The organism is Bacillus sp. ISL-47, assembly GCF_018613175.1.
Taxonomy (GTDB): domain Bacteria; phylum Bacillota; class Bacilli; order Bacillales; family Cytobacillaceae; genus Cytobacillus.
In genome coordinates this window covers 1-21,881 of record NZ_JAGGQS010000045.1, presented here as the reverse complement: position 1 = coordinate 21,881, position 21,881 = coordinate 1, and the positions used below count along the sequence as shown (strand labels likewise).

At 41.3% G+C, this 21,881-nt stretch carries 17 protein-coding genes; 6 read left to right on the top strand and 11 right to left on the bottom strand.

What is annotated here, in order from left to right; genetic code table 11:
* Nucleotides 1-31 precede the first annotated feature (31 nt).
* The 6 genes from J7I93_RS14870 to J7I93_RS14845 all read right to left on the bottom strand — a co-directional run bounded on the left by J7I93_RS14870 (nucleotide 32) and on the right by J7I93_RS14845 (nucleotide 8,535).
* Entirely contained in the window at nucleotides 32-1,378 is a 1,347-nt protein-coding gene (locus J7I93_RS14870; protein WP_214726650.1) for a YjiH family protein, read from the bottom strand.
* Nucleotides 1,379-1,425: 47 nt separating this feature from the next.
* Nucleotides 1,426-2,403, bottom strand: coding sequence for an agmatinase family protein (locus tag J7I93_RS14865; protein WP_214726649.1), 978 nt, complete (start codon nucleotides 2,401-2,403; stop codon nucleotides 1,426-1,428).
* Complete coding sequence (gene hutI, locus J7I93_RS14860; protein WP_214726648.1) at nucleotides 2,388-3,674, bottom strand: imidazolonepropionase; 1,287 nt, start codon at nucleotides 3,672-3,674, stop codon at nucleotides 2,388-2,390. The genes J7I93_RS14865 and hutI overlap by 16 nt, the downstream gene beginning before the upstream one ends.
* A 253-nt stretch (nucleotides 3,675-3,927) precedes the next feature.
* A complete protein-coding gene (hutU, locus tag J7I93_RS14855) occupies nucleotides 3,928-5,589 on the bottom strand; it encodes a urocanate hydratase (protein WP_214726647.1) in 1,662 nt (553 codons plus the stop codon).
* 212 nt (nucleotides 5,590-5,801) lie between these two features.
* Nucleotides 5,802-6,964 (bottom strand): IS3 family transposase gene (locus J7I93_RS14850; protein ID WP_214726646.1). Its coding sequence is split into 2 segments (ribosomal slippage): nucleotides 5,802-6,688 and nucleotides 6,688-6,964, totalling 1,164 coding nucleotides; the frame shifts between segments, so codons are not numbered across the junction.
* Between the two features lie 86 nt (nucleotides 6,965-7,050).
* Nucleotides 7,051-8,535, bottom strand: a complete 1,485-nt coding sequence (locus J7I93_RS14845; RefSeq protein ID WP_214726645.1) for a helix-turn-helix domain-containing protein — start codon at nucleotides 8,533-8,535, stop codon at nucleotides 7,051-7,053.
* A gap of 148 nt (nucleotides 8,536-8,683) precedes the next feature.
* On the opposite strand from J7I93_RS14845, the gene J7I93_RS14840 reads away from it, so the two are divergent.
* The gene (locus J7I93_RS14840) at nucleotides 8,684-9,136 is read left to right on the top strand and encodes a cupredoxin domain-containing protein (RefSeq protein ID WP_214726644.1); all 453 of its coding nucleotides are present in this window, start codon (nucleotides 8,684-8,686) and stop codon (nucleotides 9,134-9,136) included.
* A gap of 43 nt (nucleotides 9,137-9,179) precedes the next feature.
* Here the strand turns inward: J7I93_RS14840 and safA are convergent, their stop codons facing one another.
* On the bottom strand, nucleotides 9,180-9,806 hold the full coding sequence (safA, locus tag J7I93_RS14835; RefSeq protein WP_214726643.1) for a SafA/ExsA family spore coat assembly protein: 627 nt from the start codon (nucleotides 9,804-9,806) through the stop codon (nucleotides 9,180-9,182).
* A gap of 644 nt (nucleotides 9,807-10,450) precedes the next feature.
* Between safA and pflB the strand changes: the two genes are divergently transcribed.
* From pflB to J7I93_RS14820, 3 genes are all read left to right on the top strand, one after another.
* Nucleotides 10,451-12,676, top strand: coding sequence for a formate C-acetyltransferase (pflB, locus tag J7I93_RS14830; RefSeq protein ID WP_214726642.1), 2,226 nt, complete (start codon nucleotides 10,451-10,453; stop codon nucleotides 12,674-12,676).
* 101 nt (nucleotides 12,677-12,777) lie between these two features.
* Nucleotides 12,778-13,506 carry a pyruvate formate-lyase-activating protein gene (pflA, locus tag J7I93_RS14825; RefSeq protein ID WP_214726641.1) on the top strand — a complete coding sequence of 243 codons (729 nt, stop codon included), beginning with the start codon at nucleotides 12,778-12,780 and terminating at the stop codon, nucleotides 13,504-13,506.
* Nucleotides 13,507-13,593: 87 nt separating this feature from the next.
* Nucleotides 13,594-14,655: a hypothetical protein gene (locus tag J7I93_RS14820; protein ID WP_214726640.1), complete on the top strand. Its 1,062-nt coding sequence runs from the start codon at nucleotides 13,594-13,596 to the stop codon at nucleotides 14,653-14,655.
* Nucleotides 14,656-14,840: 185 nt separating this feature from the next.
* Here J7I93_RS14820 and nadE read toward each other — a convergent pair whose 3' ends face one another.
* The 3 genes from nadE to J7I93_RS14805 are packed head-to-tail and all read right to left on the bottom strand — an operon-like array spanning nucleotide 14,841 to nucleotide 17,717.
* Nucleotides 14,841-15,662 (bottom strand): ammonia-dependent NAD(+) synthetase, encoded by an 822-nt coding sequence (gene nadE / locus J7I93_RS14815; protein ID WP_214726639.1) that lies wholly within the window; start codon nucleotides 15,660-15,662, stop codon nucleotides 14,841-14,843.
* Between the two features lie 16 nt (nucleotides 15,663-15,678).
* Nucleotides 15,679-17,145 (bottom strand): nicotinate phosphoribosyltransferase, encoded by a 1,467-nt coding sequence (locus J7I93_RS14810; RefSeq protein WP_214726638.1) that lies wholly within the window; start codon nucleotides 17,143-17,145, stop codon nucleotides 15,679-15,681.
* A gap of 29 nt (nucleotides 17,146-17,174) precedes the next feature.
* Nucleotides 17,175-17,717 carry a cysteine hydrolase family protein gene (locus J7I93_RS14805; protein ID WP_214726637.1) on the bottom strand — a complete coding sequence of 181 codons (543 nt, stop codon included), beginning with the start codon at nucleotides 17,715-17,717 and terminating at the stop codon, nucleotides 17,175-17,177.
* Between the two features lie 658 nt (nucleotides 17,718-18,375).
* Between J7I93_RS14805 and J7I93_RS14800 the strand changes: the two genes are divergently transcribed.
* A complete protein-coding gene (locus J7I93_RS14800; protein ID WP_214726636.1) occupies nucleotides 18,376-18,954 on the top strand; it encodes a biotin transporter BioY in 579 nt (192 codons plus the stop codon).
* A 336-nt stretch (nucleotides 18,955-19,290) separates the two neighbouring features.
* Entirely contained in the window at nucleotides 19,291-20,376 is a 1,086-nt protein-coding gene (locus J7I93_RS14795; protein WP_214726635.1) for a glycoside hydrolase domain-containing protein, read from the top strand.
* Between the two features lie 274 nt (nucleotides 20,377-20,650).
* On the opposite strand, the gene J7I93_RS14790 is transcribed toward J7I93_RS14795, so the two are convergent.
* On the bottom strand, nucleotides 20,651-21,553 hold the full coding sequence (locus tag J7I93_RS14790) for a lysylphosphatidylglycerol synthase domain-containing protein (RefSeq protein ID WP_285289081.1): 903 nt from the start codon (nucleotides 21,551-21,553) through the stop codon (nucleotides 20,651-20,653).
* Between the last annotated feature and the right edge of the window lie 328 nt (nucleotides 21,554-21,881).

Sequence of the window (21,881 nt, the reverse complement as noted above, 5' to 3'; positions counted from 1 at the left end):
AATCCCCGCTGCATAAGCGGGGACATTCGTTTTAAAGCAGTAAAAATGCGATGGGAGCTGCAATTAAGATCGTTAAAATCGTTCTCTCCACCCAGATGGCAAGCAGCTGTGGAATAGAGATTGGAATATCCGTTGACAAAATGCAAGGTACAAGCGCTGAGAAAAAAATGATCGCTGAAACGGAAACGACACCGATAACGAATTTAGTAACCAACGCGGCTTCCGCTGCAAGAAGGGCAGGCAAGAACATTTCCGCTATGCTTACTGCACTTGCTTTTGCAGCTAATAATGGCTCTGGAAGCTGCACGAGTGCAGTAAAAGGATAAAAGATATAACCAATCCAGTCAAAAACAGGTGTAAATTCAGCAAGTACCAATCCCAGCAAACCAACAGACATAATGGATGGCAAAATGGACATGGTCATGACAAAGCCATCTTTTAAATTAATGATGATATTCTTCCATAGTGCCTGTGAATGCTCCGCCGTATCCATCGCCTCTTTCCAGGCTGCTTGAAGGCGGCTTCCCGAGAATGATTCTTTCGGCGGTTCCTGGTCATCGAAATACTTTTCGCTCATGGATCGAAGAGGCCAGATTCGGACGGAGATTGCCGTAACAATAAAGGTTACAGCCAACGTTGTCCAAAAATAGGTGTTCCAGATTTCCATCAATCCCAGTGTTTTGGCAACGACAATCATAAAGGTAGCTGATACAGTTGAAAAACCTGTCGCAATAATGGCTGCTTCCTTAATGCTATATTTTCCTTCTTTAAATACGCGATTTGTTATTAAAAGCCCAATGGAATAGCTGCCGACAAATGATGCGACCGCATCAATGGCAGACCTTCCCGGTGTCTTCCAAATTGGCTTCATGACAGGCTGCAGCAATACGCCGATAAACTCAAGCAAGCCATACCCAACAAGCAATGCCAGGAATACCGATCCAATCGGAACAAGTAAGCCGACAGAGATGACGAGCTTTTCAAACAGGAATGGTCCCATGCTTGGATCAAATAGCCATGCAGGACCGAACCCGAAAACAATCATAACGGCAACAGCCAGACCGATGATTTTAAAAATGGAAAAGACAGAATTCACTTTATCTTTGTTCCACGTTTTTGTATAGAAAGGATAGATTGCCCCCAGCAAAATAACAAGCAAGGCGTAATAAGGGACGATGGCAGGTAAGGCGGTCTGGATAGCTGTAACGATATGATCGAGCATGATGGAGGATTTCTCATTCATGGTGACGGGGATAAAAAACATAAAAATGCCAATTGCACTGAAAAGAAAGAACTTCACGATATTTTTTGAGGTGGAATTTGCACTGCTGACATGCGGCTGCTGCGGTGTTGGATTAATCATCGTTTCTTTTTCCATTCTCTTACCCCCTTAATTTATAGGAAGGAGCAAATTACTCCTTCCTATTATCTATTCATTAAAGCAGTCAAAAAGGTTAAAAATGTGTAGGTGCCAGCCTTCACAGTCGGCTGTGCCTGATGGTCCCTCGTTGGATCCAGGCACACAATATCCATTGCAGCCGTTTTGGAAGAAAGCCCGGCAGAATAGACGGCATCAAAAAGTTCATCTGTCCTCATCCCTCCTGGTGTTGAGGCTGGTACGCCAGGAGCAAAGCTAATATCAAGGACATCCATGTCGATTGTGACATATATGGTGTCTACCTTTTTCTCCAACCGTGAAAGGCATTCTTTAACCGTTTCCAGTATCCCTCGTTTTCTTGCTTCTTTCAGGGTAAAGCAATTGACCCTATGCTCACGGGCATATTGGATAAGAGACTGGCCGTTAAAGAAGCCATGGAGTCCAATGTTGAAAACATTTTCCCCTTTTATCACACCATTCTGAATTAAATTGCGGATGGGTGTGCCATTTGTTGGCCCATGATCAGCAAGACTGCGCAAATCCAGATGGGTATCAAATTGGATAATCCCAATCTCTTTATCCGGTTCCAGCTCTTTTAATCCGCTTACAAGCATCGCGGTAATGGAGTGATCCCCTCCGATGGCAATTGGAAAAGAATCAGGATACTGCTTTCTGACATCTTTTATTGTTTGTTTTATATTGGAATGACATTGCGGGATATCTGTAAAATGCATTTTGACATCGCCCAGATCTGCTACTTTCAGCTGCTGCAGGTCTTTTTCATAATCCAAGTTATATGTGGAATACCCTTTCCAGGAACGGCGGAAGGCCTCCGGAAACTCGGAAGCTCCCGAGGCGCTAATGGATGACCGGGAAAGCGGAACGCCAAAAACAACGGCATCCCAGTTTTTTTCGTTGAATTCCTTTTCACTCTGCAGCTGGCAGATCCATTCATGGACTTTAACATCTGTACCTAATTCAGCCCGAGGCCAAAAGAAACCTGGAGGAGTCAGCGTTGGTAGCATAAGCTCCCTCCTTTAACGACAATCTCCCCATTTTTAATTACAGTGTCTGTATGGTTCATGCCGTAATGGTATTGCATTTGCATATAGTTCGGGACATTCAGAAGCAGGAGATCTGCCTTTTTTCCAGCTTCTATACTGCCAATTTCATTGGCCCGGTTGATCGCGTGAGCAGCATTGATTGTCGCAGCAGAAATGGCTTCAGCAGGAGTCAAGCCCATATGCATACAAGCTAGGTTCATCATGAATGGCATGGAACATGTTGGCGAAGAGCCTGGGTTGCAATCCGTTGAAAGGGCTATAGGAACTCCTTTATCGATCATTCTTCGTCCCCTGGCGGCTTCAGCCATTAAAAAGAAAGCTGTGCCAGGCAGCAGGACGCCGATTACCCCTTTTTCAGCCATCATCTCCATCCCTTTATCAGAAGCTCTTAGCAGGTGATCTGCGGATATGGCCCCGACTTCAGCCGCAAGTTCAGCTCCCTCATAAGGTTCAATTTCATCTGCATGGATTTTTGGTGTCAGACCCAGCTTTTTCCCAGCTTCTAGCAGCTTTCTGGACTGCTCCGGAGTGAACACACCTCTTTCACAGAAAATATCATTAAATTCAGCGAGCCCCTCTTCCGCCACTTTTGGCAGCATCTCTTCTATAACCAAATCAATGAAGGCGTCCGGATTCTCTTTGTATTCGGCTGGAACGGCATGTGCGCCCATAAAGGTACGGACAACATCTATCGGGTGCAGTGTATCTGCCTTTTGAGCGGCACGCAGCTGCTTGTGCTCTGTATTCCAATCAAGTCCATAGCCGCTTTTGGCTTCTACCGTTGTGACTCCATGCTTAAGAAAGCGATCAAGTCGGACCAGGCTCTCTTGAACCAATTCCTCTTCGGACGCTTTCCTCGTCATAGATGTAGTGGCATGGATCCCGCCTCCATTATTCATAATTTCCATATAAGCAGCACCATTCAGGCGCATATTGAATTCTTCTTCCCGGCTGCCCGCATAGACCAGATGCGTATGCGGATCGACAAGTCCTGGCAGCAGAATTTTACCAGAAGCATCAATGATTTCGGCTTCTGCCAGTCTGTTTTGGTATTTAGTTTCGAGCTCGGATGTTTTTCCTGCTTCTTTGATTAAGCCGTCCTCAATCCATACTGCTCCATCTTCAATGATGTGCAGTTCGCTCATTTTTTCTCTTGTCAAAGGCTGGTGTGAGCTTCCTTTTAGGGTAATGACCTGATTCGCATGCTTGATGAAGATCGTTTTTGGGTGCATTTTTGTTCCTCCTTAAAAAATGGAATCTCCAATCCATGCTTTTCCACGGATTGGAGCGTTCCTTTTGGAAGTTTGTTAGGCTGTTTTTTGATTGGTGTAAGGTTTATTCGTAAGTTTCGGCTCTTTCTTCGCTAGATTAGCTGTTTTTAATCGCTAGTTTAATTGATTTGTTCGTAAATTTTGGTTCTTATTCGCAGGTTTCACCGTTTTATTCGTATAGTTCACAATAATGTTAAATTTTGGATTACACCTGCTATTCCATCATTGGAATGTTAACGCCTTTTTCCTTAGCCGTTTTGATTGCGAGGTCGTAGCCGGCATCAACGTGGCGGACAATTCCCATTCCCGGGTCAGATGTAAGGACGCGTTCAAGGCGCTGTTCTGCATCCTTCGTTCCATCTGCGACGATAACCATGCCTGCATGAAGAGAATACCCCATGCCTACTCCGCCGCCGTGATGGACGGATACCCAGCTTGCTCCGCCAACTGCATTGATCATCGCATTCAGGATTGGCCAGTCTGCAACAGCATCACTGCCGTCCTTCATGCCTTCTGTTTCACGGTTAGGTGATGCAACGGAACCGGAATCAAGGTGATCACGTCCGATAACAATTGGCGCTTTCAGTTCACCTTTGGCGACCATATCATTGATGATTTTTCCGAATTTGGCGCGTTCTCCATATCCAAGCCAGCAAATTCTTGATGGCAGCCCCTGGAATTGGATTTTTTCCTTAGCCATCTTAATCCATTTGCAAAGATGCTCATTATCTGCAAACTCGCGCAGGATGACCTCATCTGTTTTATAAATATCTTCCGGATCGCCTGATAATGCTACCCAGCGGAAAGGTCCTTTACCTTCACAGAACAATGGGCGGATATATGCCGGAACGAATCCAGGGAAATCAAAAGCATTTTCAACGCCTTCATCTTTGGCAACCTGGCGGATATTGTTTCCATAATCGAACGTAATTGCACCTTTCTGCTGCATGTCAAGCATCGCCTGGACATGGACTGCCATGCTTGCCTTGGATTTTTTCACATATTCAGCCGCATTTTCTTTTCGTAGAACTGCAGCATCTTCAAGTGTGTAACCAACAGGAACATAACCATTTAATGGATCGTGGGCAGAAGTCTGGTCAGTGAGAACATCTGGGATGAAGTTCATTTCGAGCATCTTTGGCAGAATTTCAGCCGCATTTCCTAATAGTCCGATAGAAAGCGGACGGCCTTCCTGCTTTGCTTCTTTTGCCAGTGTAATAGCTTCTTCAATAGTGTGGACCTTTGTATCCAAATATTTTGTTTCAAGTCTGCGGTTGATGCGGTGCTCATCCACATCGATGGCAATGCAGACACCATCATTCATCGTTACCGCCAATGGCTGGGCGCCGCCCATTCCGCCTAGACCAGCAGTTAAAGTAATGGTCTGTTTTAAAGATCCGGAGAAGTGTTGTCTACCAAGCTCGGCAAAAGTTTCATAGGTTCCCTGGACAATTCCCTGGCTTCCAATGTAAATCCAGCTTCCTGCAGTCATTTGGCCATACATCATAAGGCCCTTCTTATCTAGCTCGTGAAATGTATCCCAATTCGCCCATGCCGGCACTAAGTTTGAGTTCGCGATCAATACCTTTGGTGCATCCTTATGAGACTTGAATACAGCAACTGGTTTACCTGATTGGACAAGCAGGGTTTCATCATCTTCAAGCTCATGCAGTGTTTTGACAATAGCATCATAGCAATCCCAATTACGGGCCGCTTTGCCAATGCCGCCGTATACAACAAGGTCTTCCGGAATTTCTGCTACTTCTTTATCTAAATTGTTCATTAGCATGCGCAGTGCCGCTTCCTGGATCCATCCTTTAGCATGCAGGTCGCTGCCATGATAATTTTTAATTTCTCTTTTTGTTTCCGCTTTCATATCGATCCCTCCAATATTATCTATATATAAATTGTAGAACGTTAAATGTCAGAAAAGTATAATAATAACATTTGATTATTTGTAATTTTGTTAGTTTCTATATTGGGAATTCTGATGGTTTTATATAAATATTAGTGGTTTTATAATTTTTATATAAAAAAGCCTCCGATTTAGACTGCCCTAGTCATTTGAGACAGTAATAAAACACCCTCTTAGGCTGCCATTTCACCGAACTCTATTGGTGTGTGGTAGCCTAATTTTTCTTGGATACGCTCTTCGTTATAATACCTCATAAATTGATCTACACGTTCTCTTACTTCCTCTAAAGACAAAGAATTAAATTTAACATACTGAAATTCCTCTGATTTTAGGTTCGAATGAAAAGACTCAATTACTGCGTTGTCCCAACAGTTTCCTCTTCGCGACATACTACTGACTAAATCCTTCTCTTTCATTCGATTTTGATAGGCATACGAAGAATACACGCTTCCCTGATCTGAATGGATGATTACTCCTTTAGGGTTTCCTCGTTTTTCTAGTGCTTCATTCAAGGTATCAATCACTAAAGGAGTTTGTTGTTGAGTATAGAGCTTGTAAGCAACGATTTGATTGTTAAACAAGTCTATGATTGTTGATAAATATAAAGTGTCCGGACCATATTGAATGTAGGTAATATCCGTTACCCATTTTTGGTTGGGTTTGCTTGCGTGAAAATCTCGCTGTAATAAGTTCGGCGCCACAATGACAGATTCTCCTTGGGATTTCCACCTTCTCTTTTGCTTTACTCTACATTGAAGATGATATTTCTGCATGATCCGTTGAACTGTATTACGGTTTAACTTGATATGATAGTCACGTTTTAACAGCTCTTTGATTTTACGGTGGCCATATCGGTACTTTGTTTTTTCGCAAAGGAAAATAATCGTCTCCTCTTCCTTAGACAACTTGACTGCTTGCGAAGATGCCCAGCGATAATAAGTAGATCTGGGAACATTTAAAGCTGATAAAATAGCTGATACTGTGTATTTTTTTCGTAATGTATTGACTAATTGGAGGACGATTTCTTTTTCAACTCCTTTTCTATCTCCAAATACTTTTTTAAGATTTCATTCTCCTGCTTTAAGTGAATCATTTGGCGTTCTTTTTTCTCTTCATCACTTGAACTGTCAGGTCCATGACCATATGAATATTGTTTACCTATTGGTTGGTCGAATCGATGCACCTGATTTTCACGATACCATTTCATCCACGTTTTGATTTGAGACACATTTTTAATCCCATACTTCTCCATGATTTCTTGATTCGTGAACTGACCACTCATCTTATCTTTAACTACCGCCCATTTAACCTCATTTGAATATACGTTTTTGCCCACGCAAAAACACCTCCGAATTAGCACTTTAATTAAGTGTACCATTTCGAAGGTGTTTTATAGTGTCTCATTTATCTAGGTTAGTCTAATTAGACGGAGGCTTTCTGCATGCTTTTTCTAAATTGGTTCGGGGGCATTCCCTTTATTTTGCTGAAAACTTTATTGAAATATTGCTGGTTGCTGAACCCGCAAACAGCAGCGATCTCCTTTATGCTCATTTCCGATTCAATAAGCAGCTTGGCAGATTGCCGGATTCTGGTTTCATTCAGGAGTTCACGAAATGATTTTCCGCATTTTTTTGCGAGTACAGAGCTAATATAATTAGCATTTCGATCGGCATATTCTGCAGCTTTTTCAAGGCTGACAGTTGGATCCCAATAATTCGTTTCAAGGAAAAATAATATTCGGTCTGCCAAGTCCAGCTTCAGCTTTTTATCTGACCGAATCGTTTCAAAGATAAATGATATAAAACGGATCATTTCTTTAATAATCCGGTAAATCAAGGGTGAATACAGGATCGTCTGAAATAAAAGAAGATATTCTTTTTCAATATTTTCTCCTGAAAGTCTGAACGTCTTCATATGCCTCCGTATTTGTGCCAATATGCTTGTCAATCTGATTCTGATTAGCCCTGGATCGGGGTAGGGGTCTGCCAGAATGAGAAATTCTTGATGGAACCAACTCTTTATACCTTCTATATTGGATTGGTTTAAAAAATCAATCCAGATGCTTTGCTCGTCCGGTGTTAAAAAAGGATCGATAGAATGCCACTCTGGAATAGAATCTCCCTCTATAACCTGATTGAATCCTGCGTAAAAGGTTAATTCCATAAGCTTTCGGTTTGCAAGATAATGACTTCTGATTGTGCTGTTTCCTTCTCTCCCTGTATATATGCTTATGGCTATTAGCACGGCAGATGTTTCCTGCCAGTCCCTCATAAAGCGGATACTTTCTTCTTTCCAAGCAAAGCTGGCTTGTTCGGTAACAAGAAGAACCATATCACTCAAAATAAACGAGCGGATTGATTTTTGAAAAGAATAACCTTTCAGAAAAGAATAAAGTTTTGGAAGTTCCCTTGGATTCTCAGGTTTAACGCCAATGGTAACAAAGGATTTGGCAGAAGCTGTGCTCTCCAAAAATAAATCCTGATACTGGTACCCTTCTTCAGTTTTTACCTTTGGTTTCTGTTTAGAAAATCGCCCATCCAGCTGGGCCTGTCTGTGGATCTTTCTGGCTGACTTTAGCAGAGTATCTGCGGAGATAGGTTTCAAAATTAAATCTGCAACACCCATATCTATTGCTCTTTTTGCCTGTGAAAAGGTGGCTTCCATTGTAAGAGCTATTACATCAGGACGAATAATCTGAATGGTTTTTATAAAACTTCCATAACTGTTTTCATCGATCATGTCTAGCTCGAGAATCAAAAGATTGGGCTGGAATGATTCAATTTTCTCAATCATTTCAGTCTCATCCTCTGCTGTTTCCACCTGCCATGCAGGCATGGATGATTTTAAGAGCCATTCAATGCCTTTCGTATCATAATCATCACGATTGGCCACAAGTACCTTGTACATGCTGCCACATCCTTTTTTAACTCTATTATGAAATAATATTTTAAGGTATGTAAAGAAATAATCAGAAAAATTGATGGAAAATAGACAAGTTCCCCTGCCCTCCCTGCATATCTATATATGGACAACTAATTCAGGAAGGAGTTACGACATGCCTTTTCTTGTTTTGAAAAAAAGAAGCATCATTGCATTCTTCATAATTTTTATGGTCATTGCCTCTGCATCGGTCTGGTTTTATACACAATCAGATAGTTTGACAGTATTTAATCAGGCGGATAATGAAACCGTCCGCGAGATTCATATGGTTACCGGGGAGTTCAAGTCCAAGCTGCCGGATGGGAAGGAAATTGAAGCGTATCGCTGGGATCCGGGAACCATTTTTCTTGAAAAGGATGAAAAGGTCAACCTTAAGATCCTCGGAGTAAATGGTGCCGAGCACCCATACATCATAGAGGGTACTGATATAAAAGGGATTGTAAAAAAAGGCGAGGAAACGGTAGTTCCCCTTCAGTTTGACAAAGACGGTGTATACCGCTTGGTTTGCCTTACACATCCGGATAAAGAGAACAGCGGCCCGATGATTGCTTATATAGTTGTTGACTAAAGCGGAAAAAGAAAAGAAGCACCGAAATCCCGGTGCTTCTTTTTTATCGTCCTATAAACATTTGAGTCCAATAATGACCGTAGTAGCCGCCTTGTGCATATCCAACACCGATTTCAGTGTAATTGGCAGATAAGATATTTTTGCGGTGGCCATCGCTGTTCATCCAGGCTTTGACAACTTCCTGAGGAGTTTTTTGCCCTGCGGCAATGTTTTCGCCGGCAGTTCTGTATGTAATGCCAAAGCTTTTCATCATATCAAATGGGCTTCCGTATGTAGGAGAATTATGATCGAAATATCTTTTATTAATCATATCCTGAGATTTGTATCTCGCCACTCTCGCAAGCTCCCAATTTGATTTAAGAGGCTTTAATCCGTATTTCGCTCTTTCCTGGTTTACGAGTTGAACGACCTGCTCTTCAACACTAACGGTAGCCTTAGATAAAGTAGGAATATTTACCTTTTGGCCGGGATAGATAAAAGTCGGATTTGAAATCTGCTGGTTGGCATTGATGATTTCATGAACCCCCATTTGATACTTCAGGGCAATTTTCCACATGGTATCCCCTGATTGGACGGTATGTACTGTTGATGCTTTTGCATCGTAATGGAATCCAAAGACTAGTGCGACAGACAACATAAGGATGAATGAAATTTTTGATAGTGTTTTCATACTTATATTTAATCAGAATATATCAATCTATTAAACAGGTAATTGTTGCCGTTCATTCAAGGATTTTCTTTTCTGTGCTTTTTTGTTTCTCTACCTCTAGTAAAAACAATTCACCACATAGACATATGTGGCTGATTATACAGACTGTTTCCAGTGTTAAAATGATGGAAACTTAATAATTATAAACCTATAACAGTTTGTAATTATAAATGATTTTTATAATACAGGTTAGTTAAAGGAAATTTATATACTACCCTTTATATCAATATTCACAATACAGCCACAATGTTTGTGATTCACTTCACATATAATCTGTTATATTGAATGTATAGTAAAGTTGTAGCAACTGTTATACAGACTTTACGTTAGGGTGTTTTCTATAAGATTGTTGCTTTTTAAGCAAACAGTCAGAAGAGGTTGATTTCCGCTCCAGGATGCTCGCTTTCCGCGGGGCGGGCGGTGAGCCTCCTCGGCGCTCAGCGCCTGCGGGGTCTCACCTGTCCCACTCCTCCCGCAGGAGTCTCGCACCTTACGCTCCAATCAACCAAGCTTATTTAATAAGGTTTTATTCAAAATCTATTTAAGAACAACAAAGTTGCGAAAACAGTCTAACATTAAAACAATTAATATTGAGGTGGATTTCCATGGAACAATGGAATGGCTTTAAAAAAGGTAAATGGACAAATGAAATTGATGTCAGGGATTTTATATTAAAAAATTTCTCACCTTTCGAAGGTGATGAGTCATTTTTGGCAGGACCTACTGAAGCAACCACATTATTATGGGATCAAGTAATGGAACTTACCAAACAAGAGCGGGAAAATGGCGGAGTCCTTGATATGGATACGGAAATCGTCTCTACCATTACTTCTCACGGACCAGGCTACCTGGATCAGCATAATGAAAAAATAGTCGGTGTTCAGACGGACCGCCCTTTTAAGCGTTCCCTTCAGCCGTTCGGAGGAGTACGCATGGCGGTGGCAGCGTGTGAAGCGTATGGCTATGAAGCCAGCAAGGAAATGGAGAAAATCTTCACGGATTATCGTAAGACACATAATCAGGGTGTTTTTGATGCCTATACAGATGAAATGAAACTTGCCCGCAAAGCTGGCATTATTACCGGCCTTCCTGATGCATACGGCCGCGGAAGGATTATTGGGGATTACCGCCGGGTTGCCCTTTATGGTGTCGACCGTCTGATAGAAGCCAAGGAAGATGATTTAAAAACAACAAGCCGTGTTATGAATGAAGAAAATATCCGTTTGCGTGAAGAAATTTCAGAACAAATTCGTGCACTGCAGGAACTTAAGCAGCTGGCGGAAAATTATGGATTTGATATTTCCATGCCTGCAGGAAATGCAATTGAGGCATTCCAATGGCTGTACTTCGGCTATCTCGCTGCCATTAAGGAACAAAACGGTGCCGCTATGAGCCTGGGGCGCGTGTCCACTTTCCTTGATATATTCATAGAAAGAGATATTCACAAGGGCGTATTGACCGAACAGGAAGCTCAGGAGCTTGTCGACCATTTTGTGATGAAGCTTCGTCTCGTAAAATTTGCAAGAACACCTGATTATAACGAATTATTCAGCGGCGACCCTACATGGGTAACAGAGTCAATTGGCGGCATGGCGCTTGATGGACGTCCGCTTGTAACGAAAAGCTCTTTCCGGTTCCTTCATACTTTAAGGAACTTGGGGCCAGCTCCGGAACCGAATTTAACGGTGCTTTGGTCTGCTAAACTGCCTGATAACTTTAAAAAATATTGTGCCAAAATGTCCATTGAAACAAGCTCCATCCAATATGAAAACGACGACATTATGCTCCCTGAATACGGCGATGATTACGGAATTGCCTGCTGTGTATCTGCCATGGAAATCGGAAAACAAATGCAATTTTTCGGGGCCAGGGCAAACCTTGCAAAAGCCCTTCTTTATAGCATTAATGGCGGAAAGGATGAAAAACTGAATATCCAGGTAGGTCCTGACTATTCCCCTATCACATCAGAAGTTCTTGATTATGGAGAAGTAATGGCTAAGTTCGACCTAATGATGGATTGGCTGGCAGACCTTTATATTAATACATTGAATATCATTCACTATATGCATGACAAATACAGCTATGAGCGAATTGAAATGGCCCTTCATGATTCCGAAATATTAAGGACGATGGCGACTGGTATTGCCGGTCTAAGTGCCGCGGCAGATTCATTGAGCGCTATTAAATACGCTAATGTAAAGGTGGTCCGCGATGAGAACGGATTGGCAGTTGATTTTATTACAGAAGGAGACTTCCCGAAATACGGCAATAATGATGACCGTGTTGACAGCATTGCTGTGGATCTAGTCGAGCGGTTTATGAAAAAGCTCCGCAAGCATCAGACATACCGGAACTCGAAGCATACGATGTCCATACTGACCATTACATCTAACGTTGTGTATGGCAAAAAGACAGGAAATACGCCGGATGGACGACGTGCAGGCGAACCTTTTGCGCCAGGAGCCAATCCTATGCACGGCAGGGATACAAAAGGTACGCTTGCTTCCCTTTCTTCTGTTGCGAAATTGCCTTATGAATATGCCCTGGATGGAATCAGCAACACATTCTCCATTGTGCCTAAAGCGCTTGGCAGAGATGAACATAGCCGTATCCGCAATCTTGTTTCCATCCTTGATGGTTATGCGATTAAATCCGGCCATCATCTGAATGTAAATGTATTTAATAGGGAAACTTTGCTGGATGCCATGGAGCACCCGGAGGAATATCCGCAATTAACCATAAGGGTATCAGGGTATGCGGTGAACTTTATTAAATTGACAAAAGAGCAGCAGCTTGATGTAATCAATCGGACATTCCATGAAACAATGTAATTTGCAATAATTGGACCTCCCCTTAGGAGGTCTTCCCTATCACTTATTAAGGTCCGGATGCGCCAAGGCGGCGCTCCTTGCTTATTGAAAGGAAGATCATCATGTACGGGAACATTCATTCAATTGAGACATTTGGAACGGTAGACGGACCAGGCATCCGTTATGTCATATTTACGCAGGGCTGCCTTCTTCGCTGCCAATTCTGCCATAATGCTGATACATGGGAGATTGGGACTGGGAAACAAATGTCTGTTTCGGAAATCATGGATGACCTCCAATCCTACCTCCCCTTTATTGAAGCATCTGGGGGCGGGATAACAGTGAGCGGCGGAGAACCATTATTGCAAATTCCCTTCCTTATCGAGCTTTTTAAAGAATGTAAAAAACTAGGCATCCATACAGCTGTTGATTCATCTGGCGGCTGTTATTCCAGCTCCCCTCTTTTCCAAAATCAGCTGAAAGAATTGATGGGTTATACCGATTTAGTGCTGCTGGATTTGAAACACATTGATAAAGAAAAACATAAAAAACTGACAGGCCTTACAAACGAACATATTCTGCAATTTGCCAACTATCTATCTGAAAACCACATTCCCGTTTGGATAAGGCACGTGCTGGTCCCAACTATATCTGACGGGAAGATTGATCTTGAAAGGCTCGGACTATTTATTAAAGGTTTAAGAAACGTAAAAAAAATTGAAGTGCTTCCGTACCATAAACTTGGAGTGTATAAATGGGAAGCGCTTGGGCTGGAATATCCATTAAAGGATATTGAACCACCGAGTGACGCTAAAACAGAATGGGCTTACCAGCTTCTATCAGGTCAATAAAAAAATGCAGTCCCAGACGGAAGGGGCTGCATTTTTTTATATGTTTAATTTCTCACATAAGCTATAATAGAGTTGAGGTGGATAAATATGACAAAAGTTATGAAAAAGCCAAGCTGGCTTTGTTTTTTCCTGTTAACCTCTTTGATTCTTCTTTCCAACTTTACACTATACCGGTTACCTCTTTTTGGACCTGTTCCAGACGGTGCTGTGCTGGGTTCCCTGCTGGATTTGCTTGTCATCGTGCCGCTCATAACGTATTTCCTAATTATCCGCAAAAGATACTCATTGAAATATTTAGGAATTGTTATATTAGCAGGATATGGTGCTGCCTATTTTATTATCCCGGGTCAGTATCTGTCACAATACTCTTTTTTGCCTTATTTGGTGCTTTTGTCGGAAATGCTATTTCTTTGTTTGGAGCTTTATATTGCTTATAAGGTCATAACAAACCTTCCGCGACTTCTGAAAGAATATCGGAAGCTGGCCAGCATCCATTCATTTTTTCTTTTTAATGCTCAGAAAGCTGTTGAGAAACATTTGCCCAGTAACAGACTGGCCACAGTTCTAGTGACCGAGTTTGCGATGTTTAATTATGCTTTATTTTCTTGGAGAAAGAGAGCTTCAATAAAGCATGGCAAAGCTTTTACCTACCATCAAAAAACAAGTGTAAATGCTGTTTATATCATGCTAATCCATGCGATTGTCATTGAATCAATCGGCTTGCATTACTGGCTGCATTCCTGGAGTCCATTGATTGCTTATATTTCAATATTCCTTAATATATATGGTCTTCTTTACTTTTTGGCTGAAATACATGCGACCCGTTTGACGCCATTCGTGATTTCGGATTCCCATTTGCTCTTGCAAACAGGTTTTTCAAAGAGCATGAATCTTCCATTAGAGAAGATAAAGGAGATTAAATATTATGATGGACCTGAAAAATTCAGCGGGAAAGAACTAAAAGATTTATATGATGCAAGAGTGCCGGATTTCATTCAGGAAAAACCTATGTTTGAAATAACGCTGAGTGAATTAGAAGAGATTCATTTAATGTATGGCTTGAAGCGGAGAGCAAGCAGGGTTGTGCTAAACGTTGATGAACCTGAGAAGTTTTATCAGGAAATGATGAATAAGTTAAAACATAATTAAAATGTCAAACTTGCCTGTTGATCTGCTCCAGACGCTCAGCGAACCGCGGGTGGTCCGGGTCCCTTCCCTGCATGTGTTTATTTTGACATCAACAAACAGGGTGCCAATATAAACAATTAGTTTTAACAGAGCCAAAATAAAAAAGGAAAATCCCGCTGCAGGGATTTTCTTTTTTTTAGATTCGGTTATTTCCACCAGTCATCATGCATGGATGCCGGCATTCTGCGCTTGTGCTCAGAGAACAAATAGCGTTTTTCAATTTTTTCAGCAGCCTCTTGGCTTACTTCCATTCCTTCAAGATAATCATCCAGTTCATCATAGGATATACCTAATTCAGTTTCATCGGCTTGTCCGGGCTTTTGGTCAAGGAGATCAGCGGTTGGCACTTTTAAATATAGCCTTTCTTCCGCGCCAAGCTCTTTAAGGAGTGCTTTACCCTGTCTCTTTGTCAGGCCGGATAACGGAAGAACATCGGCACCGCCATCGCCATACTTTGTGAAAAATCCTGTTACTGCTTCAGCAGCATGGTCTGTGCCAATAACAAGCAAGCCGTTTTGCCCCCCAATTGCGTATTGGGCAATCATTCTCATGCGTGCCTTTACGTTTCCTTTATGATAATCCGTTAAAGGGTCTTCCGGGAAGATTCGGTCATATTCCTTTTTAACCTCATCAACTGGATCTTTTATATTGAATACATATTCACGGTCTGCTTGAATAAAGGATAGAGCCAGCTGGGCATCATCTTCATCCTTCTGGACACCATATGGCAAACGGATTGCTGTAAAGGTTGCTTCTTTTCCTTCCTTTCTCAGTTCCTCAACCGCAAGCTGTGCCAGGCGTCCTGCCAGGGTAGAATCCTGCCCGCCGCTGATGCCTAGGACATAACCTTTTGAATTGGTTTTCATGAGGTAATTCTTTAAGAAATCAATTCTTTTTTTGATTTCTTCTTTTGGGTCAATTTCAGCGTTGACACTTAATGCCTGCATGATTTCTTTCTGTAATTTCATTACCGGTTCCTCCCTTTTAATACGGTCTGCCTTTTACTTCTTCTTTAATTTGCTTGATCATTTGCATTTTATTATCCCAGCATTCCTGGCTCAAGTCGACTGGGTATTCTTCAGGATTTAATGAACGGCGGTACTCGTCCCATAACACATTAAGGTTTTCTTTTGCAAAGCTTTGCATTTCTTTTAAAGATGGAACCTGATAGACCAGCTTGCCTTCTTTAAAAATCTCTTTATGAAGCTCCCTTGCCTCGAAGTTTGTTACAAATTTGCTTATAAAGGTGTGGACTGGATGGAACATCTTCAGCCTTTCTTCCTGCTGGGGGGTTTCATGTTCCAGAGCAATATAGTCCCCTTCTGATTTTTGATTATCCTTATTGATGATGCGATAAACTCTTTTTAAACCAGGAGTGGTGACTTTTTCCGGATTCCCGCTTATTTTTATCGTATCAGCCATTTTACCCGCTTCATCCTCGATTGAAACGAGTTTGTATACAGCTCCAAGTGCTGCTTGCTCAAAAGCAGTGATTAACTTCGTGCCCACACCCCAAATATCAATCTTAGCGCCCTGTGCTTTCAGGTTTATAATCGTATATTCGTCCAGGTCATTCGAAGCAACTATTTTTGCATCAGGGAATCCTGCCTCATCAAGCATTCTTCGCGCTTCCTTAGATAGATAGGCAAGGTCGCCGCTATCAAGTCTAATGCCCTTAAAATTTATCTTGTCGCCTAATTCTTTTGCTACTTTGATTGCATTGGGAACACCGGATTTCAGAGTATCATAAGTATCTACAAGAAAAACGCAATCTTTATGGGTGCTTGCATACTTCTTAAAAGCTGTATATTCGTCACGATAAGCCTGAACAAATGAATGCGCATGCGTTCCTGCAACCGGGATGCTGAATTTCTTGCCTGCCCTCACATTTGAAGTCGCATCAAAGCCTCCTATGTATGCTGCTCTTGTACCCCAGATGGCTGCATCCATCTCATGGGCCCTTCTGGATCCAAATTCCATGGCAGTTCCATCGCCAATCACTTCTTTTATGCGTGTAGCTTTGGTGGCAATCAATGTTTGATAGTTAATGATATTTAATAGAGCTGTTTCAACAATTTGAGCTTCTGCCAGAGGAGCTTCGACTCTCATGATCGGTTCATTGCCGAAGACCAGCTCGCCCTCTTCCATTGATTTGATGGTGCCAGTAAATCTCATGTTTTTTAAATACTCAAGAAAACCATCCTTATAATGAAGTTCATTTTTTAAATACATAAGATCGCTTTCGGTGAAGCGGAAATTCTCAATATACTCGATCACTCTTTCAAGGCCGGCAAAAATCCCATATCCATTACCAAACGGAAGCTTTCTGAAAAAAACCTCGAAAACAGCTTTTTTATTATGTATATTATCTTCCCAATAGGTTTGGGCCATGTTAATTTGATATAAATCGGTATGTAAAGTTAAACTGTCATCCGCAAATTCATTACGCATTAATGCAACCTCCTGTGTAATATCTTCTGTTAAATCACCTTTGCGTTCAATGAGCTTTTAAAATGTTCCAAAGCCCAGAGATGTCCCATTTCATTGAAGCTGGCAGTAGCCTTTTCGTAAACAACAATGTCGAACCCTTTGTTATAGGCATCAACTGCGGTATGCAATATACAGATATCTGTGCAGACACCAACAAGGTGCACTTCGGTTATCCCGCGCTCTCTTAATTTTAATTCAAGGTCTGTTCCCGCAAAGGCGCTGTATCTTGTTTTATCCATCCAAAATACATTTTCCTTATCAGCATGTAACTGATATACCTTGCTTAATTCGCCATACAAATCGCGTCCCTCAGTATCTTTAAGGTTATGGGGCGGATAAAGGGCTGTTTCAGGGTGATAGAGATCATCCTGAAAATGGAGATCAATCGCAAAGACCGTGAATGCCCCATCTTCGATAAAATTTGTCGTGATCGCTGCTATTTCCTTTTCTATATCAATAGCAGGCTGTCCGCAAGGCAATGCTCCAGTGACAAAGTCATTTGTATAATCAATATTTAAAAGTGCTTTTGTCATCTAATATCCCCCATTTATCTGATTATCATCTCAGGTGGATGAAAATTTTGGCTATTAATTAGATACTAAGTGAAAATTAGCACATTAATCAAATTTTTCATCCCGGCAGCTTATGTCTATTTGAAATTACCCGCAAATAGGTTGATTTACTCCTCTGTAAAAAACCAGCTTTGATGTTGTGTTCGTTATAATGAATAAGGAAGTTATTTGATAATAATAAAACATTCATTATTTCCCGTCAGTTGGTTTTTGAAGGTTTTTTTGAAATAACATTTAGCTTATGTCTGTTTGTGTTTTCTGATGAAACATTTGGGTTTTTAACTGGTGATTTATACAGTTAAGCAAATTGGCTAGAGGTTACATTTTTAAAATACCCATATATACCCGTAAACGTATAATTAATACCTATACACCTATTTGATTTGATTGTGGATAACTAGTATGAGCTGTGGATATGGAGTTTTTACCTGAAGCTCCTATCAAAACTGTTTTCAAGTTACCTGGAGAAGAGGCCTTAAAACCTGCCTTATATCGAGCTTGGCTAGTTTTGCTCTTTTCTATAACCTGTTTGGCGTTGACAATCATTTCATATAATCATATAGTTGTCTTGTTAACCTGGTAGTTTGAATAGTTTACATAATTAAAGGGGAGATTTTTTATGACTAAAGATCAGCTGAAGTTGAGATCCATGATTGTAACTGCTTTATTTGCTGCCATCATCGGGGTAATGGCACAAATTACAATTCCCCTCCCACTTGTGCCGATTACCGGTCAAACTCTGGCAATCGGTCTCGCAGCCACCATTTTGGGAGCACGTTATGGAACACTGTCCGTTCTTTTATATTTGGTCATCGGAGCAGCGGGAGTTCCAGTATTCGCAGAATTTTCAGGGGGAATATCCAAGTTAGTCGGACCTACTGGCGGATATTTGATTGGTTTTATCCCGGCAGCGTTTATGATCGGATGGTATATGGAGAGAACATCTTTTTCGTTCAAAAATGCAATGATCGCTAATACAATTGGCATGCTGGTGACATTGGCATTCGGAACAGCCTGGCTAAAAATTGCGGCAGAACTGACATGGACAGCAGCCATTACCGGCGGGGCAACACCGTTTATTATCGTTGGATTAATAAAAGCTGCCCTTGCCTCGTGGATTGGCATCATTGTCAGAAAAAGACTTCAATCCGCAAAGCTCCTCTTCCCTGCTAAAGGGAACATAAATGATTCCGTTTGAATAGTTAAACAGCCGATCCTAAGTATCGGCTGTTTTTTTCTGTTTTAAGAAGTATCCCAGGTCTATTCCTGTCCATATGGCAAATCAACTAGCCTTAGCAGTAATAAGGTTGATTAACGACGAAAAGGCCTCTACCCAAAGGAGAATGGTAGTTAATCGGGAGGATTAACGACGAAAAAGCCTCTTCCCAAAGAAGAATGGCAGTTGATCGGGATCTTTATCGATATTCCCCTCCCTTTTTAGTATAGTGTCCCTCCCCTGCTCTTGTTTGTGCTATCACCAGAGCCCTCTCTTCTGCATAGGATGTCATTGAACTGACAAGGAGGGCTGTGAAATATGGACAGACGGGGACTTTTGCCTTTCATCGTAACTGCATTTTTTGCTGTTATGATTTCGATATTTACCTTCTCTCTCATTGATTCCAGGAATGCTGAACCAAACACCCATCAAAAAACGAATGGCGGAGAGTCTAATAGTGACAGTGACATCACCAATAATGTTAAAAATAATATTAAAGGCAATAAAGCAAATGTAACTAATTCAATTGATAATGATTTGAGTAACGGGGACAATAGCCAAATTGACAATAATGTTTCAAATGACATAGAAGTAAATGTGGATGTGAATGTAACAAATAAAATAAAGAATAAAGCTGACAGCCAGGATTCAATCCCAGGGAAAAATGGTGACGGCAATAATAACAGCGATAATGACGGTAATAAGGATAACAATAATAGCGGAAACAAGGATGATGAGGATGGCCAAACGGATGAAGATGAAGTCGTTTGGGGTGTAGACTCTGCAAGTCTCACCACAAGCGGCTTGCTTTCTTGTGTACGCGACAATTTTGGCAGTCCTAAAGTTTGGGGACGGTATTTGGGTGAAAAAGAAGGTGTTTCAGCCGGTATCACAGCGGTAGAAGCAGAACTGCTCCATTCCAATGATATAAAAATCCTTGTCATTTGGAATCGGTTTAGCGATGCAACAGGGCTTGAAAATGGACAGAGTGAAGCGAAAGCTGCCATTAAGCTTGCTGAGGAATTAGGCATCCCTGAAGGTGTTGCCATTTTTGCCGATATTGAGCCCGGTTATCCTGTTGATTCTGCATTTATTGAAGGATGGTATCAAGTGATGGAAGAATCACCTTACCGTCCAGGGATATATGGGATTTTTGATCCGCAGCGCGCTCTTACACGCGCTTTTGAACAAGCCGGCAACAGCAGCTCCGCCCTTCTTGAAAACACATATGTTTGGACAGCGGCACCTAATGTGGGCATTACTACAGAAAAACAAGCGCCTAGCTATAAACCGCAAGCACCAGAAAATGCTTTGATTGCTGGCTGGCAATACGGGATAGATGCGCAGGCATGCAATATTGATACAAATTTATTTAATGGCGGGATTATGGATGCTTTATGGTAAAGTAATAATAACAATCAAAAAAGAGCCCAAAAAAAGGCTCTTTTAAATTTTAGCTCTGTTGTACTTGTCTGTTGATTTCAGCTCAAGAAGCTCAGCGAACCGCAGGCTTCCGGGAGCAACCTTAAACACAACGCCTGTCTCCCCTTCACGCTTTTCTCCCGCAGAGCTTTGAAAAAGCAACCTTCATAAACACTCTTACACAGAGAATGCGAATACATTTCCAAAGACCTGGCCTTTTCTGCTCCAATCAAGCGTGCCAAACTATCAACAAAACCTAAATCTTAAAAGCATTTTTTACATCCCCGTTATTCCAGATTTGATTCAACACAAAAGGCGTACCGATAAAGACGGGAACGATATAATAGCTTAGACGGTAGAACATCAGGATTAATAGGCCCAACTCGGTAGGAATCCCTTGTGATTCTAACCCGATTAAAAATACAAAGTCGAAAGAACCGATACCGCCGGGGATCATACTGGCTATGCCTGCGCATGCTGATATAACTACTATGGGAAATATCACAAAGAATGGAATCGAAACTTCCAGTGCGTTTGAAATTCCCCATATGCAGATAATGATAAATAGCCACTCCAAAAATGAAACAGCCAGTAATTCTGCTGCATATCCCTTTTTGATATGCTTTATATTCCAAAACGAGGTTTTGAAGAAGTAAATGGCCAGCAATACAGGCGTATAGGCGGAAATCGCCCAGACGGCAAATTTTATCAGCTTGACATCTTCATATAGTTGCAAATCCGAAAAAATAATCATCCATGACAGCAAAGATAAACCCGACAGATAAAAAAGTGAGAGCTTGGCAATTATTTTTATATAGGGAGTGCCGCCAGCTAAATAATCTTTATAAAAATAAGATCTTAGGGTTGCCCCTGCAACGCCGCCAAAACCAATAAAGTTCGAAAACGCATTTGCCGATAATGAATAAAAAAGTAGCTTTTTTTTAGGTACTTTAATCAAGAAAAGCCTCTGAAGAATCTCATCATAGAAATACATAGGAAAAAGAGCGACTAGTCCAAGTATCATAATAAAGGCTACTTTCTGTGGTGAAAGCCGATCTAAATAAAGTTCAAGTAAGGCCCAGTTAAAATCATCGAACATGCCTTTTGCTTCATAGCTTATAAAAAATAATATGAATATGGGTACCAGGAATTTGGCCAACGATAGGAATGTTTTTTGTTTAAAGAAAGACAAATTACCCCACCATTCATTTAATTGAGTATTATGTATGAGCTTAAAGCTTCCTGATAGAGTGTACCATACTGCCGAAAAAAATACACATACACTTTTTATCATTATATTCCTGGATGAGTACAATAGAATGGACAACCAATTTAAATTATAGGCTCTTTCGTGAAATGTTTTTAAATAGATCTGTGAATAAATACATTGATAAATAAGTTAAAAAGCAACAAAGTTTGGGGAAACCGCCAAATTATAAAAAAAGGAGCAAGGCAAAATAGCCTGGCTCCTTTTACATGTGCGCCCG

Coding starts and splice junctions, on each gene's coding strand:
- J7I93_RS14870 (WP_214726650.1), bottom strand. CDS start 1,378: ATGGAAAAAGAAACGATGATTAATCCAACACCGCAGCAGCCGCATGTC.
- J7I93_RS14865 (WP_214726649.1), bottom strand. CDS start 2,403: ATGCTACCAACGCTGACTCCTCCAGGTTTCTTTTGGCCTCGGGCTGAA.
- hutI (WP_214726648.1), bottom strand. CDS start 3,674: ATGCACCCAAAAACGATCTTCATCAAGCATGCGAATCAGGTCATTACC.
- hutU (WP_214726647.1), bottom strand. CDS start 5,589: ATGAAAGCGGAAACAAAAAGAGAAATTAAAAATTATCATGGCAGCGAC.
- J7I93_RS14845 (WP_214726645.1), bottom strand. CDS start 8,535: ATGTACAAGGTACTTGTGGCCAATCGTGATGATTATGATACGAAAGGC.
- J7I93_RS14840 (WP_214726644.1), top strand. CDS start 8,684: ATGCCTTTTCTTGTTTTGAAAAAAAGAAGCATCATTGCATTCTTCATA.
- safA (WP_214726643.1), bottom strand. CDS start 9,806: ATGAAAACACTATCAAAAATTTCATTCATCCTTATGTTGTCTGTCGCA.
- pflB (WP_214726642.1), top strand. CDS start 10,451: ATGGAACAATGGAATGGCTTTAAAAAAGGTAAATGGACAAATGAAATT.
- pflA (WP_214726641.1), top strand. CDS start 12,778: ATGTACGGGAACATTCATTCAATTGAGACATTTGGAACGGTAGACGGA.
- J7I93_RS14820 (WP_214726640.1), top strand. CDS start 13,594: ATGACAAAAGTTATGAAAAAGCCAAGCTGGCTTTGTTTTTTCCTGTTA.
- nadE (WP_214726639.1), bottom strand. CDS start 15,662: ATGAAATTACAGAAAGAAATCATGCAGGCATTAAGTGTCAACGCTGAA.
- J7I93_RS14810 (WP_214726638.1), bottom strand. CDS start 17,145: ATGCGTAATGAATTTGCGGATGACAGTTTAACTTTACATACCGATTTA.
- J7I93_RS14805 (WP_214726637.1), bottom strand. CDS start 17,717: ATGACAAAAGCACTTTTAAATATTGATTATACAAATGACTTTGTCACT.
- J7I93_RS14800 (WP_214726636.1), top strand. CDS start 18,376: ATGACTAAAGATCAGCTGAAGTTGAGATCCATGATTGTAACTGCTTTA.
- J7I93_RS14795 (WP_214726635.1), top strand. CDS start 19,291: ATGGACAGACGGGGACTTTTGCCTTTCATCGTAACTGCATTTTTTGCT.